The organism is Lachnospiraceae bacterium oral taxon 096 (assembly GCA_018141845.1).
In the GTDB taxonomy this organism is placed as follows: Bacteria; Bacillota; Clostridia; order Lachnospirales; family Lachnospiraceae; genus F0428.
Map to the genome: position 1 here is coordinate 846,600 of CP073340.1, position 17,644 is coordinate 864,243.

A 17,644-nucleotide genomic window follows, 5' to 3' on the forward strand; every position below is an offset into this window, starting at 1 on the left:
GTATTGATGAAATTTGATTGGGGATATTTTTTTGAGGTATTGCCACAGGTTGCTTCAAAATTAAATGTGACATTGACACTTACACTCTGTGCAGCAGTGTTTTCTTTACTATTGGGCTTGATACTTGGCTTAATTAGCTATCACAAAGTTGTGGGACTCAATTTAATTCTAAAGGTTTGGGTTTCCTTTATGCGTGGTACACCTGCAGTGGCACAGCTATTTTTCTTTTATTATGGACTGGCTAATGTCAGCTCATTGATTTTAAATATGTCACCTGTTGTCAGTGTGGCAGTGATTATGAGTTTGAATATGAGTGCGTTTATCTCAGAGACAGTTCGAGGAGCCTTGATGTCTGTGGATAATGGACAGAGGGAGGCGGCCATTGCCTTTGGAATGAGTAATTGGCAGTTGACTTATCGCATTGTCATTCCGCAGGCATTTCGAGTGGCCTTGCCAGCATTATTTAATGACTTAATTAATTTATTTAAGTTATCGTCTCTGGCTTTTATGGTCGGTGTCCGAGATGTGATGGGTGAGGCAAAGGTTGCTGGTGCAGGAAGTTTTAAATTTTTTGAAATCTATGCCTGCGTCATTGTAATTTATTGGATTATTACATTGATTCTCATGGGCATTCAAAAGATTTTAGAGAAGAAATGTGAAAAGATGTATTAAAAAATAGATCAAAGGAGAGAAAAGATGAAGTTAAGAAATGTTATGGCACTTGCCTTGGTGGCAGTATTGGGATTAAGTGGTTGTGGAGCAAAGGCAGAAAAGGCGACACAGAGCACAGAGAGTAAGGCAGCAGATGCAGCTAGTACAAAAGTGATTCGTGTGGGAACAACAGGGAAAAATGAGCCATATTCATTGATTTCTAGTGACAATAAGTGGACGGGAATTGAGGCAGAACTGTGGGATGAAGTGGGAAAGCGCACAGGATATAAGATTGAAATGGTGCAGATTCCTGATATGTCAGCATTGTTTGGAGAGCTGGGAAGTGACCGCATTGATGTGGCAGCCAATTGTTGGGCAATTACACAAAAACGACTGGATACCTATCTGGCATCTGATCCAATTTATGCGGATGCACAGGTTATTGCAGTAAAGGACGATTCTAGCTATAAGACAGTAGATGATCTCAATGGCAAAAAGATTGGAGTTACTGCTGGACAGGCAGCACAGGTAACTATTGAGGAGATGGCTAAGGATCATCACTGGAATGTCATCACCTATGAAGATACCAATGCTGGTCTTCAGGACTTAGCACTTGGAAGAGTGGATGCTTATGCCCATACAGTGACAACAATTAAGAAGACAGAGGCTGGTCAGGGATTAAAGTTTAGAATGCTTGATCAGAAACTCTTTGGCAATAATGTTGGTTGGTTTTTCCAGAACAATGAAAAAGGACAGGAATTGAGAAAGGAAATGAATCAACAGATTGCAGATATGCAAAAAGATGGAACAATTTCAAAAATTGTAACAAAATGGTTCAATGAGGATGCAACAAAGCTTATTAGTGATGATTACTTAAAGGCAAATCGCTAATGCAGATCGGACAGTAGAATGAGTATATTGAGCAAAAAAGAAGAAATCATTCGCATTGAAAAACTTTCAAAGACCTTTGATGGAAAGAGCTATGTATTAAAGGACATTGATTTGAGTATCTATAAGAATGAAGTTGTTGCGATTATTGGTCCTTCTGGGACTGGAAAATCCACCCTACTCAGATGCCTCAATTATTTGGAAACACCAACAAGTGGCAAAGTGATGGTCAATGGAATTTCAGTCGATGCCAAGACACATACAAAAAGTCAGGTTGCACAATTAAGAAAGCAATCGGCTATGGTTTTTCAAAACTATAATTTATTTAAGAATAAGACAGCACTGGAAAATGTCATGGAACCACTCTTAATAGTACAAAAAAAGAGTAGGGCAGAGGCAAGAGGGATTGCACTGGCACAACTTGAGAAAGTGGGAATGCTTGAGCACAAGGATAAATATCCTTCTCATATGTCGGGCGGACAGCAACAGCGTATTGGTATCGCAAGAGCATTGGCCGTTCGTCCAAGCGTTCTCCTTTTGGATGAGCCAACCTCGGCACTTGACCCTGAACTTGTTATGGAAGTGCTTTCGATTATTCAAAAGCTGGCCAGGGAAGAAATTACCATGGTGCTAGTGACACATGAAATTGCCTTTGCAAAAGATGTCGCAAGTAGAATCCTATTTTTGGATGATGCTAAAGTGGCAGCAGATGGATCACCAGAGGAAATTCTCGTACATCCAATTCTTCCAAGGCTACAACAGTTTTTGCGCAGAAGTTTGGAAGTGATCAGCAAATAAACAGAAGGAGTTTGGATAGAAGTAAAAACAAGGGGGAGTCGCAAAAGATTTGTGACTCCCCAAAATAAATAAGGTTTATGTTGACGGTCTACAGCCATTCCTTGTAGCGATGAACATAGACCTTTTTTATAACTGTGGCAAGTACCATGTAGAGCAAAATACATGGAATCAGATAGATAAAATAAGAAAGTGGCAGTGCCACAAATCCCAATAACTTGCCAAGCAGTGTAAAAGGAATAGTGGTAACGACAAAAATTCCAAAGAAATTTAATAATGTCAGTGGTGCAGAAGCATGACTTTGTAAAAATGGCAACTTTACGGTTCGAATCATATGGATGACAAGAGATTGACTCCACATAGATTCCACAAACCAGCCAGCTTGGAACATCGAAATATAGCTTTCTTTCATATGGGCAAGTTCAGCACCTTGAAAATGGTTGGTAAGGTGATGATAAGGAATGCCATGGCTGACAAAGTGTGGGCAGAAAATAAAGTACATAAAGGCATAGGTTGCAAAGTCAAAGATGGAACTTGTCGGTCCAATCCAAACCATAAATTTGCCAATGCTAGAGGCATCCCAATTCTTTGGCAGCTTGATAAACTCTTCGTCCACGTTGTCCCATGGAATGGCCGTACAACATAAGTCATAAATTAAGTTTAAGAGAATTAAGTGCATGCTTTCCATTGGAAGGAAAGGAAGGAGTGCGGAGGCTGCAAGCACGGAAAACATATTTCCGAAGTTGGATGAAGCGGTCATCTTGATGTACTTGATCATGTTGGCGTAGGTCTTTCGTCCCTCGACAATGCCAGACTCAAGCACCATTAAATTCTTTTCAAGCAAAACAATATCTGCAGATTCCTTGGCAACATCGACGGCAGTATCTACAGAGATGCCAATATCTGCAGCCTTCATTGCAGAGGCATCATTGATGCCATCACCCATAAAGCCAACGGTGTGTCCATTTTCTCTGAGAACAGAGACAACTCTTGATTTTTGATTTGGTGTGAGCTTGGCAAAAACTTCCGTTGTCTCTGCTGTCTTTCCAAGTTCTTTGTCATCCATTTGCTCAATATCTGCACCGAGTAGCATATTGTTGACTTCAAGTCCCACAGTTTTACAGATTGTTCTGGTTACCTTCTCATTGTCGCCAGTAAGAATTTTTGTCCTTACACCGTGGTCTTTGAGTGCTTGGATGGCATCGGCGGTGGATTCCTTTGGTGGATCTAAAAATGCCAAATAGCCCATGAGAATCATATTGTACTCATCGTCTACGGTACAACTTTCCTTTGCTGTGTCTTTTCTTGCGATGGCAAGAACTCGAAATCCCTTGTCGTTTAGAGAGTCCACTGTTTCTAAAATATGCTCGCGAAGTTTTTGGGTAATGGGTTGGACTTCCCCATTGTATTCGGCAAGGGAACAAACCAAGAGCATCTCCTCCACGGCCCCCTTGGTTACCATTTGAATCTTTCCGGATTTTTTTTGAACAACCGTCGTCAATCTTCGGCGAGTAAAATCAAATGGAATCTCATCGATTTTGATATAATTTTCAGAGAGGTCAAGGAGTTGTTTATCTTGAGCCTCTTCTTCCTCTGTTCTTTGAATAATGGCTAGATCCATTAAATTCTTATATCCTGTCTGGAAGTAACTATTGAGATAAGCATAGCGAAGGACGCGGGAGTCCTCATCTCCACTGGTATTTAAGTGATACTCTAATACAACCTTATCTTGAGTCAAGGTTCCTGTTTTGTCCGTACATAAAATATCAATTGCTCCAAAGTTCTGGATGGAATTTAAGTTTTTTACAATGGTTTTCTTTTTGCTCATAGAGACAGCACCCTTTGCAAGACAGGTGGTTACAATCATTGGGAGCATTTCAGGTGTTAATCCCACTGCAATGGAAATGGCAAATAAAAATGCAGAAACCCAATTTCCCTTCGTAAAGCCATTGATGACAAATACAAGGGGAACCATAATGAGCATAAAGCGAATCAACACCCAGGAAACGGCATTGACCCCTTTGGTAAAGTTTGTCTCCACAGATTCTTTGGCTACTGCGGAGGTCATAGAGCCAAAGAGTGTGTGGTCTCCGACAGAAATGACAAGACCTGTGGCACTTCCAGAAATAACATTGCTTCCCATAAAGGCAATGTCAGAATAGTCAGTGATGGTTTCTTTCGTCTCTTGACAATTTTTTGGTGATTTTTCAAGGGGTTCACTCTCCCCACTTAAACTTGACTGTGTGACAAAGAAGTCGTTGGCTTTTAGGATTCGAAGGTCGGCAGGGATCATATCTCCCGTTGCAAGGTGAACAATATCTCCGACGACAACCTCATCGAGAGGAATTTCAATGTGACTTTGATCCTTTCTAGTGACAGTACAAGTAGTTGTAATCATCGCCAATAATTTTTCAGCAGCATTTCCACTTCGGCTCTCTTGAATAAAGCGGAGTGCACCAGATAAAAAGACCATGGTGAGAATAATGATCACTGTGACCGGATTAAAGTCCTTTTTTGTATTGCCAAATAGAGACAGCAAGGGAAAAATAATATCGGTTGTAGTGGATACAATGGCCAAGCAAAAAAGTACCACAGTGAAGGGATTAATAAAGGCCTCGGCCAATTTTTTAAAGAGAGGTTTCTTCTTTTCTTTGGTCACTTTATTTGTGCCATATTTTTCTCTGTTGTTTTCAACTTCTTCCTCAGTCAGTCCTTGAAGTGTCACATCGAGATGCTTTTGGATTTCTTCAATTGAGTGTGTTGCCATAAATTGAATGTTTTCTCTTTTGGTCATTCTTTATGTTGCCACTCAAATCCAAGTTTGTTTAGAATTTGAGTGGTCTCTCCTTTCTTCTCATATTCAAATTCTGCGATTTCCCGTCAGCATCCATACGATCACCTCCTTTGTTCATTTGCACATATTTGAGCATAAAAAAAGCTGTCGCAATTTGCGACAGCTTGGCAATAAGTTATCGCACTGCGACAACCTCAATTTCAACCAAGGCACCCTTTGGAAGAGCAGCGGCCTCAAATGCGGCACGTGCTGGGTAAGGGGCTGGGAAAAACTCGCCATATACTTCATTCATTGCAGTAAAGTTTGCAATGTCAGAAAGAAGTACAGTGGTCTTTACGACATTAGAAAAGTCAAGACCTGCTGCCTTTAAAATTTCTCCAATATTAGTGAGCGACTGACGAGTCTGCTCCTTGATATCATTAGAAATAAATTCACCAGTTGCTGGAACAATTGGAATTTGACCAGAAACATAGACCGTACCATTTGCTTCGATGGCCTGCGAATAAGGTCCAATAGCAGATGGTGCATTTTCTGTTTTAATTTCTGACTTCATAAATAATTCCTCCATAATAATATACTGCAAGTAATATGTGCAAACCTGCTAATGATTTTAGGATACAACAATTTCAATGATTTTTCAACACTTAAGATTATATATAGAATGTGATTTTTTTATTGTACATAGTAAAAAACATTTAATTTACTGTTTACAAAATATCATTTCAATGAGAAAATGAAGCAATAGAACTATCACAGGTCTATACTAACCAATGCAGGGCTTATCAAGAGCCTATAATAACCGAAAGGATTTTAGTTATGAACAGGGAAAATAGTTTGATTTTTCAGTTGGATGGAGTTCCGAAATTTTCGGAGGCATTTCCATTGGCATTGCAGCATGTGGTTGCAATGATTGTAGGCTGTGTTACACCTGCGATTATTATTTCGACTGCAGCTAAAATTGCTCCAGCAGACAAGGTGCTTATGATTCAATCAGCACTTGTGGTTGCAGGGTTGTCGACGCTACTTCAGCTCTTTGGGCTGGGTGCAGGCAAGTTTCGATTTGGTTCAAGGCTCCCCGTGATTATGGGCATCAGTTTTGCCTATGTGCCATCAATGGAAGCGATTGCTAAGGTACATGGCATAGGTGCTATTCTTGGAGCACAGATTGTGGGCGGTGTGATTGCACTAATTGTTGGCTTATTTATTAAGCAAATTCAAAAGTTTTTCCCACCTCTGATTACAGGAACGGTTGTATTTACCATTGGTCTATCCTTATACCCGACTGCGGTCAATTATATGGCAGGTGGAAAAAATGCAAAGGATTATGGTGCACCGATTCATTGGATTATTGCACTGATTACGCTGGCCACGGTGACGATATTAAATCACTTTGCCAAGGGATTTTTAAAGCTGGCCTCCATCCTCATTGGAATTATTGTGGGCTATATTGTGTCGCTATGTTTTGGTATGGTCAATTTTTCGGCGATAGCAGATGCATCTTGGGTTGCGATTCCAAATCCTGTGCACTTTGGATTGCAATTTGACCTGCCATCCTGTGTTGCCATGGGACTTTTGTTTGCCATCAATTCCATCCAGGCAATTGGAGATATGACGGCAACAACGAGCGGATCAATGGATCGCCTTCCAAGTGAAGATGAGCTTCGTGGTGGAATTTTGGGTTATGGATTCACCAATATCATTGGTGCATTGCTCGGTGGACTTCCTACGGCGACATTCTCACAAAATGTTGGTATTGTCACCACAACAAAGGTTGTCAACCGCTGTGTGCTTGGCTTGGCAGCAATTTTGATTTTGATTTCGGGATTTGTGCCAAAGATTTCTGCAATTTTGACCACCATTCCTCAGGCAGTGCTTGGAGGAGCAACGATCTCTGTATTTGCTTCCATTGCAATGACGGGTATGCGTTTGATCAATACAGAAGAGATGAATTATCGAGCAACTTCGATTGTTGGTTTGTCTGTTGCACTGGGAATGGGAATTTCTCAGGCACAGGAGGCACTAGCAACATTTCCAGAGTGGGTAACGATAATTTTTGGAAAGAGCCCTGTTGTTGTGACAACCGTCAGTGCCATTATCTTGAATATTATTTTGCCAAAGGCAAAGAAGGCGAAGCAATAGGATAAGTTGTCTATATTATTAGACCAAATAGTAAAAACGATTAGAAAGAATCACCACATCATTTGTGGTGGTTCTTTTTTTGAAATGATTGACAGGAAAAATGTATATATGTATAATAAAAAAAGGGGATAAAGTATAAAAATTATACAAAGAAAGGGGAGTTGAGAATGAAAAAGCAACAGATTTTGCTGTTGGGAATCATTGCCTTAATATCAACGGGTTGCATCACAGTAAAGGTAGATACCAAGGGATCTACAGAAGAGACAAGTACAACGGCAGCAGCTACAACGACAGCAAACAGTGCAGTTCAGAGTCAACAGCAGACAGCAGCTGCACAGACCGTTGTTCAGGTGGTGCAAGCACCAGCACAGGCCAATTCATCAGGAAATTATATTTTGCCATATAGCGATTCTATGTATTATAGTGCAAATGATTTTGCAGGATGGGATAAGCAGAGTATTCGCTATGCACTCAATGAAATCTATGCACGGCATGGCAGAAAATTTGATTCTGAGGATTTACGCAATTATTTTTCTGCACAATCTTGGTACTATGGAAGTATTGAACCAAAGAATTTTAGTGAATCTGTACTCAATCAGTATGAGAAAAAGAATATAGAATTATTATCTTCACTGTCATCTGGGGCCTCCAGTAAAAATGTGGCCTCAACCACTGCTGCAGCAACTGGAATTCAGCCATTTGCAGATGGAGTGTATATTTTGCCTTATACTGACTCCATATACTATAGTAAGAGTGATTTTGCAGGATGGGATAAACAGACCATTCGCTATGCACTCAATGAAATCTATGCGAGACATGGCAGAAGATTCAAATCAAGTGATTTACAAGATTATTTTTCTGCACAACCTTGGTATTCAGGAACGGTGTCTTCAGAAGATTTTAATGAATCTGTGCTCAATAAGTATGAAAAGAAAAATATTGAGCTGTTGTCTTCGCTAAAATAGAAAATGAATAAAAAACTTCGACCATATATACGAAATTTCGTTATATATGGTCTTTTTATGATTTTGCAGTTGTCTTATTTGGGAAAAATGAGTAAAATAATAGTTAGACTTTAAAATATAGCCAGGGAGAATAATATATGAAAATTATTGTTACAGGTGGCGCAGGTTTCATTGGTGGAAATTTTGTGCACTACATGGTAAACACTTACCCGGAAGATATGATTGTAAATTTGGATTTATTGACCTATGCGGGAAATTTAGAAACGCTAAAGCCGGTGGAGAATAAGCCAAATTATAAGTTTGTCAGAGGAGATATTGCAGACAGAGAGTTTATCTTTAAACTCTTTGAAGAAGAGAAGCCAGATGTGGTTGTCAACTTCGCAGCAGAAAGTCATGTGGATAGATCCATTGTTGACCCAGAGGCCTTTGTGAGGACGAATGTGGCAGGAACAACAACACTTCTTGACGCATGCAGAACCTTTGGCATTCAAAGATATCATCAAGTATCTACGGATGAAGTCTATGGAGATCTTCCACTAGATCGTCCAGATCTATTCTTTACAGAGGAGACACCACTGCACACTTCTAGTCCATATTCTTCGTCAAAGGCAAGTGCAGATTTATTTGTTCTTGCTTATCATAGAACTTATGGCTTGCCAGTGACGATCTCAAGGTGTTCCAATAATTATGGACCATACCACTTCCCAGAGAAGCTAATTCCATTGATGATTAGCCGAGCGTTGGCGAATGAGGATCTTCCTGTATATGGAAAGGGCGAAAATGTCAGAGATTGGCTCTATGTCACAGATCATTGTAAGGCGATTGATTTGATTTTGCGAAAGGGAAGAGTTGGTGAGGTCTATAACATTGGTGGACATAATGAGAGAACAAACCTTGAAGTGGTGAAGACAATCTTAAAGGCCCTCAATAAGCCAGAGAGTTTGATTAAGTATGTCACAGACCGACCAGGACATGACAGAAGATATGCCATTGATCCGACAAAGATGGAGACAGAGCTTGGTTGGAAGCCAGAGTACACATTTGACACAGGAATTGTAAAGACCATTCAGTGGTATTTGGACAATGAACAGTGGTGGAAGAATATCTTGAGTGGAGAGTACACCAGCTATTTTGATAAGATGTATGGAGATAAATTATAATGAAAGTATTGGTAACCGGTGCAAGAGGGCAGCTCGGCAGCGATTTGATGGCAGAACTTGAGAGAAGAAAGATAGAGGCCATTGGAGTTGATGTTGCTGAGATGGATATTACAGATGCCAATGCCTGTGATCGAGTCATCAAGGAAGAAAACCAAAGAGGAAAGATTGATGCGATCATTCACTGCGCAGCATATACTGCAGTGGATCGGGCAGAGGATGAACCAGAGCTTGTGCGAAAGATCAATGCCATAGGAACTGAAAATATCGCAAAGGTTTGTGAAGAACTAGATATTGCGTTGATGTATATTAGCACAGACTATGTATTTAATGGCGAGGGCACAAGTCCTTGGCAGCCAGATAATCAGAGAGCACCACTCAATGTGTATGGACAGATGAAGTATGAGGGTGAACTTGCAGTAGAAAAGTATTGCAAGAAATTCTTTATTGTCCGTATTTCATGGGTGTTTGGCCTACATGGCAATAACTTTATTAAGACGATGCTTCGTCTTGGCAAGGAGAGGGGAGCAGTCAGTGTAGTAGATGATCAAATTGGATCACCGACCTACACGCCAGATTTATCTGTTTTATTGAGTGATATGATTGTGACAGATAAGTATGGCCGATACCATGCAACCAATGAAGGGTTGTGCTCGTGGTATGAATTTGCCTGTGAGATCTTTAAGCAAGCGGGGATGAGTGAAGTAAAGGTGACGCCAGTGGACTCGAGTGCGTTCCCCGTGAAGGCAAAGAGACCACATAATAGCCGTATGGATAAGAGCAAGCTTAGCCAAAACGGTTTTGCATTGATGCCGACATGGCAGGATGCACTACACAGATATCTATTAGAGTTGAAGAGTGAAGGGAGTTTATAATGGGAAAGTATTTTGGAACAGACGGTTTTCGTGGAGAAGCAAATGTCACATTGACAGTGGAGCATGCCTATAAGGTGGGAAGATTTATTGGATGGTACTATGGACAAAGTCCAAAGCAGGATAAGTGTAAGATTATCATTGGAAAAGATACCAGAAGATCCAGTTATATGTTTGAGAACGCTTTGGCTGCGGGGCTCACTGCATCGGGAGCAGATGCCTATCTATTGCATGTGACAACAACACCAAGCGTATCCTATGTGGTGCGCACAGAGGATTTTGATTGCGGAATTATGATTAGTGCAAGTCACAATCCATACTATGATAATGGAATTAAGATTATTAATGGCAATGGTGAGAAGTTGGAGGAGAGCGTAATCGAGAAAATTGAGGCTTACTTAGACGGCTGCGGAGACGATGTTCCATTTGCTGTGGATGAAAAGATTGGTAGAACGGTGGATCACTCAGCTGGTAGAAACCGCTATATTGGATTTTTGATTTCCCTAGCAACTCGCTCCTTTAAGAAAAAGAAGGTGGCACTCGATTGTGCCAATGGTTCAGCATCAGCCATTGCAAAAAATGTTTTTGATGCCCTTGGTGCAGAGACACATGTCATCAACAATGTGCCAGATGGATTTAATATTAATACAGACTGTGGTTCCACACATATTGAGCATTTGTGCGAATATGTGAAAAAAGAAGGCTGTGATGTCGGATTTGCCTATGATGGCGATGCCGACCGCTGCCTAGCTGTCGATGAAAATGGAAATGTGGTCGATGGCGATGGAATTTTATATGTGTGTGGAAAGTATATGAAGGAAAATTCCACATTACTACACAACACGGTGGTCACTACGGTGATGTCAAACTTTGGTCTCTATAAGGCCTTTGACAGAGATGGCATCGCCTATGAAAAGACACAGGTGGGCGATAAGTATGTCTATGAAAATATGTCTGCCAATGGTCATTGCCTCGGCGGAGAGCAGTCAGGACATATTATCTTTTCAAAGAATGCGACTACAGGAGATGGCATCTTGACTTCTCTAAAAATTATGGAAGTTATGCTGGAGAAGAAGGAGACTTTAGGTAAGCTTGTGTCGGAGTACAAGGTATTCCCACAGGTGTTAAAGAATATTCGTGTGACGGATAAGGAAGAGGCTCAAAATGATGTCGAAGTAAAAAAGGCTGTGGATGCAGTGGCGACAGAGCTTGGCAATGATGGAAGAATTTTAGTTAGAGCCAGTGGAACAGAACCATTAGTTCGTGTGATGGTGGAGGCAAAAAGCACAGATATTTGCGAAAATTGCACGAATCAGGTCATCGAGGTGATGAGAAAAAGAGGGTTTGTTATTGAATAGAGATAAGTTTTAAGGAGGATAGATAATGAAGCATACTGAAAAATACAGGAGAGTTCCCGTAGTAAAATTCCCAGAGAGAACTTGGCCTGATAAGGAAATTATGAAGGCACCCATTTGGTGCTCTGTAGATCTTAGAGATGGCAATCAGGCCTTGATTGAGCCAATGGTTGTGGAAGAAAAGATTGAGATGTTTAACCTCCTGATTAAACTTGGATTTAAGGAGATTGAAATTGGATTTCCTGCGGCATCACAGATTGAGTTTGACTTTTTGCGTCAGTTAGTGGATCGAAAGCTAATTCCTGATGATGTGCAAGTTCAGGTGCTCACCCAGTGCAGGGAGCATTTGATTAAGAGAACCTTTGAGGCCATCAAGGGAATTAAAAAGACCGTGGTTCATATTTACAATTCGACCTCTACACTGCAAAGAGATGTGGTCTTTGGAAAGACCAAGGAAGAAATTAAGCAGATTGCAGTCGATGGTGTGGAGATGGTCAAAAAGTATCAAAAAGACCATGACGGGGAGATTATTTTGGAGTATTCCCCAGAGAGCTTTATGGGAACAGAATTAGACTATGCACTTGAAATTTGTACCGCAGTACAGGATGCTTGGGGGGCGACGCCAGAAAAGAAGATCATTATTAATCTTCCAAATACGGTGGAGATGAATACACCAAATGTCTATGCCGATCAGATTGAGTGGATGAATACCCACTTTAAGAATAGAGATTCCATTATTTTAAGTATTCACCCACACAACGACAGAGGAACAGGGGTTGCAGCGACAGAGCTTGCCCTCTTAGCGGGTGTGGATCGTGTGGAAGGTACCCTCTTTGGCAATGGAGAGCGAACAGGAAATGTGGATATCTTAAATGTGGCCTATAATATGTTCTCTCAGGGTATTGACCCAAATCTTGAATTAAATAATATTCGTGAGATTGTGGATGTCTATGAGCGCTGCACAAAGATGAAGATTGATCCTCGCCATCCATATGCAGGACAGTTAGTGTTTACCGCATTTTCGGGATCTCATCAGGATGCGATCAACAAGGGAATGCATGCGATGCGAGAGAGAAATCAGGACTACTGGGAAGTGCCATACCTTCCAATCGATCCGAGCGACATTGGAAGAGAGTACGAGCCTGTGGTTAGAATTAATTCTCAGTCAGGAAAGGGTGGCGTAGCCTTTGTTATGGATACTTTCTATGGCTTCCAGTTGCCAAAGGGTATGCACAAGGAATTTGCTGATGTCATTCAAAAGATGAGTGAGGCACAGGGAGAGGTTTCGCCTGAGCAAATCTACAAGGAGTTTGAGAAGGACTATCTTGAGCGAAAAGAGCCTATTCACTTTATCAAATGCCATATCACAGATACAGAAGTGGATGAAGGTGAGTTTGCGACCTTAGTTCAGGTGGAGTATAAGATGCATGGTGTGGAGAAGCATTTTGAAGGTGTGGGCAATGGCCCAATTGATGCTGTGCGCACAGGCTTAGAAAAGGAACTTGGTATTGAAATCAAGATCTTGGATTACAGTGAGCATGCACTTCGGTCTGGCTCAAATGCACAGGCAGCTTCTTACATCCATATGTTAGATGTCAAGAGTGGAAAGACGACCTATGGTGTCGGTGTTTCAGGAAATATTACGAAGGCGTCTATTCGAGGCATTTTCTCAGCAGTAAATAGATTATTCTACTAGAAGGAAAATAGTGGACCTGACAAAGGGGAGAAGTCCTTTTTTGTCAGGTCTAATTATCATACGAGGGAAAGATGAATATTGTATATGTATCAAATGAAAATTATGTTCGACATCTTGCAGTGAGTGTCGTCTCTCTCCTAGAAAACAATGAAGCAGAGGAAGAAATCAAAATTTATGTAATTTCGACAGGAATCAGTGAGTTGTCAAAGACGAAATTGAATAAATTGGTTCATAGTTATCAAAGAGAAATTGAAATTTTGAATTTGGCTGATTTAAAGGACCGCTTCGATTATCCAATTGATACGGGCAAATTTGATATCAGTATTATGGGTAGACTCTTTGTCGGGGAGCTCTTGCCAGAAGAGGTAGAAAGAGTGCTCTATCTAGATTGTGACACAGTGGTCTGCAAGAATTTACACAAGCTCTATACAATGGATTTGGACGGAAAGATTTTGGGAGCGGCAATGGAGCCGACCATCAATCCAGAAATTCGGGAAGATGCAGGCATTGCGATGGATGCACCTTATTTTAATTCGGGAGTATTGCTGATTGACTTGAAAAAGTGGAGGCAGAAGAATGCAAGAAATCGAGTGCTATACTATCACGAGACCATTGAGCGAAGAAGTCTATTCAGTGACCAAGATGCCATCAATGGTGCACTTCGTTGGGAGATTAAAATTATTGATCCGCAATATAATTTCTTTTCAAATTATCGCTATTGGAAGTACGAGGAATTGGTCAAGATGTCAAAGGTGTATCGCCTAATTCCAAAGAAAATGTATGAGAGGGCGATGAAACATCCTAGTATAGTGCATTTTGCAGGGGATGAGCGACCATGGCTTGTGGGAAATCGAAATTACTATCGAAAGGTCTATCAAAAGTATAAGAAATTGACACCTTGGGCAGACCGAAAGGATATTCCAGGAAAGCGAATGTATATGTATGCCTATCATGGAATGAATGTGTTGACCTTGATTAGTCCATGGGCAAGGCGACAGATTTCGACATGGTATATTCAGGGACAGATAAAGAAGAAGGGAAATTAAATGCAGGTAGCGGCAATTGTTGTAAATTATAATGATGTGGAGACAACATTGGCACAGATTGAACGATTGGAAGCATTGCCCTCTATTGCGAAAGTGATTGTTGTGGACAATAATTCAAGTGATGATTCAAGAGTTCGATTAAAGGCGAGAGCTTGCGAGCGAGTGATCTTTATTCAGGCGAAACGAAATGGTGGCTATGGCTATGGCAACAATATCGGACTTTACTATGCTCATGAAAATCATTTTGATATGGCATTGATTGCCAATCCAGATACCTATATTTCTGAAGATGTGCTAAAAAAGATGTGTGTAATTTTGAAAAAAAATAAAAAGTTAGCACTAATTGCACCAAAAATGAAGTTGCCAGGGATTGAGAACCGACCAGGAAGCAAGGAAAATATTGTACATGGAGCACCTGCATTTCCCATTCGACCTTGGCTATTTGATTTATTGGAGGCAGGACCAATCACAAGGAGGGTATTTCGAAAGATTTTGCACTATCCTTCATCTTATTTTGAGGGGAAACATGGTGTATATGTGGATGCATTGCCAGGCTCTTTGTTACTTGTCAAAGTTGATGCGGTGTTAAAAAGTGGTGGCTATGATGAGAATGTATTTCTCTATGAGGAGGAGACCATTCTTGGAAAGCGTCTAAAAGATCATGGCTATCGCTCGATGCTCTATCTCGATGGTAGTTATTTGCACAGGCATTCTGTGAGCATCAGTAAATCATTTGGAAAGAATGGAAAGCGACAGAAAATTCGCAAGCAGAGCACGCTCTATTACTATGAAAAATATTTGCATATTCCAAAGTGGCAGAGGTTATTGTCTGTGCTATTTTTTAAGGTAGTCGATTTGGAAACAATGGCACTGGATTTTGTGGAGGATATAAAGTGGTAACCATACTTTTGGCAACATTTAATGGAGAGAGATATCTTGCCCAACAATTAGAATCTATTCTTGAGCAGGATGAACAGAATATTGCTATTGAGATTTGTGATGATGGCTCTGTGGATGGAACAGTAGAGATCATTAAAAAATTTCAAGAACTCTATCCAGAAAAAGTAAAGTGGATGGAAAAAGAAAAGCCATCAAAGAGTGCAAAAGAAAACTTTTTTTATATGCTCTCAAAAGCAAAGGACAGCGACTTGCCCTATGTGATGTTGGCAGATCAGGATGATTTGTGGTTGCCCAATAAAGTGTCCACAATGTTTGGGCGAATGAAGAAGATGGAAGAACGCTATGGCAGTGAGATGCCCATTTTAGTTCATGCCAACCTGGCACTTACGGATGAAAATCTCAATATTACACATTCGAATATGGCTGAGTTTATGGGGCAATTGCCACATCAAAAGAGTCTTCGCTATCGACTGGTTGAAAACACAGTGACGGGCAATTCGATGATGATCAATGGGGCATTACTTCGTGCCTATCAAGAACCGATGGATTGTGTGATGCACGATTGGTGGCTGGCCTTAGTGGCTGCTGCCATTGGGCGAGTGTCCTATATTGAGGAACCACTCACATTGTATCGTCAGCATGCGACCAATGCGATGGGAGCTAAAAAGCCACTCTCTTGGGATTTGTTGAGCACTTATCTCGATCAAAGGAAGGTGTATCAAAGGAATTATCAATTCATGTTTGCACAGGCAAGGTCATTGCTTCAAATTTATGGCAAGAGAATGCCAGAGAAAAAGAAAGAGATTGTAGAGGAGTTTGTTCGCCTAGAAGGTTTGGGTAGAATAGAAAAGATACAGAGCATTCTGCACCATCGTTTTTTTAAGAGCAAACCCATACTGACCATTGGGCAGATGCTCAATATATAGTGGAGAACTTATGAATAAAAAAGTTGCAAGTGGACTCTTTTGGAAATTATTGGAAAATGGTGGATCACAGGCCGTGCAATTTGTAGTTTCTGTCATTTTGGCGAGACTTTTGTCTCCGAGGGAATATACCGTCATTGCCATTATTATGATTTTTACTACGATTGCCAATGTGCTCGTGCAAAATGGATTTGCAACCGCCCTTATTCAGAGGAAGGATGCCGATGGGGTTGATTTTTCTTCCGTCTTTTTTTTGAATTTATGTTCTTCCCTTGTGGTCTATATTTTCATGTTTTTGCTGTCGCCTGTGATTGCCCGGTTTTATCATCAACCACAGATGGTCAAAATTTTTCGAGTGATGAGTGTGATTGTCTTTCCAGGGGCAATTATTTCCGTACAAAATGCCTATGTGGCAAAGAAGATGGAGTTTCGAAGCCTATTTATTTCGACATTGTTTGCGGCCATCTTTTCAGGAGGCGTCAGCATCTTTATGGCGATGAAGGGAATGGGCGTGTGGGCCTTAGTTTGGCAGCAGATTGTGTACTATGTGGTTTTGATGATGGTTTTATTTGTGACCATTGACTGGTTGCCAAGTTTTGTCTGTGATTTTGAAAGACTGGGCGAGATGTTTCAATTTGGTTGGAAACTTCTGTGTGCATCCTTGATTGATACCATTTTTAATAATTTGCAGGGGCTAGTGATGGGAAGGGTATATTCTGATGATGTGCTTGGCAATTACAATCGAGGTGAACAATTTCCCAAATTGATTGTCACCAATTTGGGTGCAGCAATGCAATCTGTACTTTTGCCTGTGATGGCAGAAAAGCAGGATGAAAGATTGCGGGTGAAGTCAATGCTCAGAAAATCTATTACATTGAGCTCGTATATTGTTCTTCCCATGATGGCGGGAATGGCGGCAGTGGCAGATACATTGATTGCCGTCTTGTTGGGACCAAAGTGGAGTGGTTCGGTCATCTTTTTGCAATTGATGTGTGCAAGCTATGCCTTTTGGCCAATTCATATTGCAAACTTACAGGCACTCAATGCGGTGGGAAAGAGCGATATGTTTTTAAAATTGGAAATTATTAAAAAGGCATTGAGTTTGGTGGTTTTGGTGATTGGCATTTCCTATGGGGCAGTGGCCTTGATTGCACTAAAGGCAGTAGCTGACTTTTTGTGCACTTTTATCAATGCCTGGCCAAATAAAAAGATATTGCACTACAGCATTTGGGAGCAGTGGAGAGATATTATGTCCTCCGTAGTCATTTCTCTTTTGATGGGAATGGCCGTCTATGCCAGTGGAAGGATTTTTTCTTTCGGTGTGATTCGCCTAGGAATTCAAATTTTTGTGGGTATTGTGGTCTATATTTTGTTGTCAATGTGGACAAAAAATGAAAGTTTCCTTCTTTTGGTGGAAACAATGAGGAAAGGAAAAGGAAGCAGTGAATAAAAAACCTGTTTTG

General features: G+C 40.8%; 15 protein-coding genes. 13 read left to right on the forward strand and 2 right to left on the reverse strand.

Annotation, left to right across the window (positions count from 1 at the left end):
• The first annotated feature begins 6 nt into the window (after positions 1–6).
• Genes J5A74_04275 through J5A74_04285 form a run of 3 tightly spaced genes read left to right on the forward strand, consistent with a single transcriptional unit; the run spans position 7 to position 2,337 of the window.
• Positions 7–672, forward strand: coding sequence for an amino acid ABC transporter permease (locus tag J5A74_04275; protein QUI96528.1), 666 nt, complete (start codon positions 7–9; stop codon positions 670–672).
• A gap of 24 nt (positions 673–696) precedes the next feature.
• A complete protein-coding gene (locus J5A74_04280) occupies positions 697–1,542 on the forward strand; it encodes a transporter substrate-binding domain-containing protein (protein QUI96529.1) in 846 nt (281 codons plus the stop codon).
• 45 nt (positions 1,543–1,587) lie between these two features.
• Positions 1,588–2,337: an amino acid ABC transporter ATP-binding protein gene (locus J5A74_04285; GenBank protein QUI96817.1), complete on the forward strand. Its 750-nt coding sequence runs from the start codon at positions 1,588–1,590 to the stop codon at positions 2,335–2,337.
• Positions 2,338–2,425: 88 nt separating this feature from the next.
• On the opposite strand, the gene mgtA is transcribed toward J5A74_04285, so the two are convergent.
• Both mgtA and J5A74_04295 read right to left on the reverse strand, forming a co-directional pair.
• A complete protein-coding gene (gene mgtA, locus J5A74_04290) occupies positions 2,426–5,128 on the reverse strand; it encodes a magnesium-translocating P-type ATPase (protein QUI96530.1) in 2,703 nt (900 codons plus the stop codon).
• Positions 5,129–5,303: 175 nt separating this feature from the next.
• Entirely contained in the window at positions 5,304–5,681 is a 378-nt protein-coding gene (locus J5A74_04295; protein QUI96531.1) for a RidA family protein, read from the reverse strand.
• 263 nt (positions 5,682–5,944) lie between these two features.
• Between J5A74_04295 and J5A74_04300 the strand changes: the two genes are divergently transcribed.
• The 10 genes from J5A74_04300 (at position 5,945) to J5A74_04345 (ending at position 17,631) form a co-directional block, all read left to right on the forward strand.
• On the forward strand, positions 5,945–7,267 hold the full coding sequence (locus J5A74_04300) for a purine permease (GenBank protein QUI96532.1): 1,323 nt from the start codon (positions 5,945–5,947) through the stop codon (positions 7,265–7,267).
• A 167-nt stretch (positions 7,268–7,434) separates the two neighbouring features.
• Positions 7,435–8,232 (forward strand): YARHG domain-containing protein, encoded by a 798-nt coding sequence (locus J5A74_04305; protein ID QUI96533.1) that lies wholly within the window; start codon positions 7,435–7,437, stop codon positions 8,230–8,232.
• Between the two features lie 137 nt (positions 8,233–8,369).
• On the forward strand, positions 8,370–9,392 hold the full coding sequence (gene rfbB / locus J5A74_04310; protein ID QUI96534.1) for a dTDP-glucose 4,6-dehydratase: 1,023 nt from the start codon (positions 8,370–8,372) through the stop codon (positions 9,390–9,392).
• Positions 9,392–10,264, forward strand: coding sequence for a dTDP-4-dehydrorhamnose reductase (rfbD, locus tag J5A74_04315; GenBank protein QUI96535.1), 873 nt, complete (start codon positions 9,392–9,394; stop codon positions 10,262–10,264). The genes rfbB and rfbD overlap by 1 nt, the downstream gene beginning before the upstream one ends.
• Entirely contained in the window at positions 10,264–11,619 is a 1,356-nt protein-coding gene (locus J5A74_04320; protein ID QUI96536.1) for a phosphoglucosamine mutase, read from the forward strand. Before rfbD ends, J5A74_04320 begins: the two co-directional genes overlap by 1 nt.
• Positions 11,620–11,644: 25 nt before the next feature.
• Positions 11,645–13,312, forward strand: a complete 1,668-nt coding sequence (gene leuA, locus J5A74_04325) for a 2-isopropylmalate synthase (GenBank protein QUI96537.1) — start codon at positions 11,645–11,647, stop codon at positions 13,310–13,312.
• Positions 13,313–13,383: 71 nt separating this feature from the next.
• Positions 13,384–14,358, forward strand: coding sequence for a glycosyltransferase family 8 protein (locus tag J5A74_04330; protein ID QUI96538.1), 975 nt, complete (start codon positions 13,384–13,386; stop codon positions 14,356–14,358).
• Entirely contained in the window at positions 14,359–15,258 is a 900-nt protein-coding gene (locus J5A74_04335) for a glycosyltransferase family 2 protein (protein ID QUI96539.1), read from the forward strand.
• Positions 15,252–16,184, forward strand: coding sequence for a glycosyltransferase family 2 protein (locus J5A74_04340; GenBank protein ID QUI96540.1), 933 nt, complete (start codon positions 15,252–15,254; stop codon positions 16,182–16,184). Before J5A74_04335 ends, J5A74_04340 begins: the two co-directional genes overlap by 7 nt.
• A gap of 10 nt (positions 16,185–16,194) precedes the next feature.
• A complete protein-coding gene (locus J5A74_04345) occupies positions 16,195–17,631 on the forward strand; it encodes a lipopolysaccharide biosynthesis protein (protein ID QUI96541.1) in 1,437 nt (478 codons plus the stop codon).
• The last annotated feature ends 13 nt before the right edge of the window (positions 17,632–17,644 follow it).

Bases quoted from the DNA above. Each gene is read 5' to 3' on its own strand.
- J5A74_04295 (QUI96531.1), bottom strand. From the start codon at position 5,681: ATGAAGTCAGAAATTAAAACAGAAAATGCACCATCTGCTATTGGACCT.
- J5A74_04345 (QUI96541.1), top strand. From the start codon at position 16,195: ATGAATAAAAAAGTTGCAAGTGGACTCTTTTGGAAATTATTGGAAAAT.
- J5A74_04320 (QUI96536.1), top strand. From the start codon at position 10,264: ATGGGAAAGTATTTTGGAACAGACGGTTTTCGTGGAGAAGCAAATGTC.
- J5A74_04300 (QUI96532.1), top strand. From the start codon at position 5,945: ATGAACAGGGAAAATAGTTTGATTTTTCAGTTGGATGGAGTTCCGAAA.
- J5A74_04280 (QUI96529.1), top strand. From the start codon at position 697: ATGAAGTTAAGAAATGTTATGGCACTTGCCTTGGTGGCAGTATTGGGA.
- leuA (QUI96537.1), top strand. From the start codon at position 11,645: ATGAAGCATACTGAAAAATACAGGAGAGTTCCCGTAGTAAAATTCCCA.
- rfbB (QUI96534.1), top strand. From the start codon at position 8,370: ATGAAAATTATTGTTACAGGTGGCGCAGGTTTCATTGGTGGAAATTTT.
- J5A74_04305 (QUI96533.1), top strand. From the start codon at position 7,435: ATGAAAAAGCAACAGATTTTGCTGTTGGGAATCATTGCCTTAATATCA.
- rfbD (QUI96535.1), top strand. From the start codon at position 9,392: ATGAAAGTATTGGTAACCGGTGCAAGAGGGCAGCTCGGCAGCGATTTG.
- J5A74_04335 (QUI96539.1), top strand. From the start codon at position 14,359: ATGCAGGTAGCGGCAATTGTTGTAAATTATAATGATGTGGAGACAACA.
- J5A74_04275 (QUI96528.1), top strand. From the start codon at position 7: ATGAAATTTGATTGGGGATATTTTTTTGAGGTATTGCCACAGGTTGCT.
- mgtA (QUI96530.1), bottom strand. From the start codon at position 5,128: ATGACCAAAAGAGAAAACATTCAATTTATGGCAACACACTCAATTGAA.
- J5A74_04330 (QUI96538.1), top strand. From the start codon at position 13,384: ATGAATATTGTATATGTATCAAATGAAAATTATGTTCGACATCTTGCA.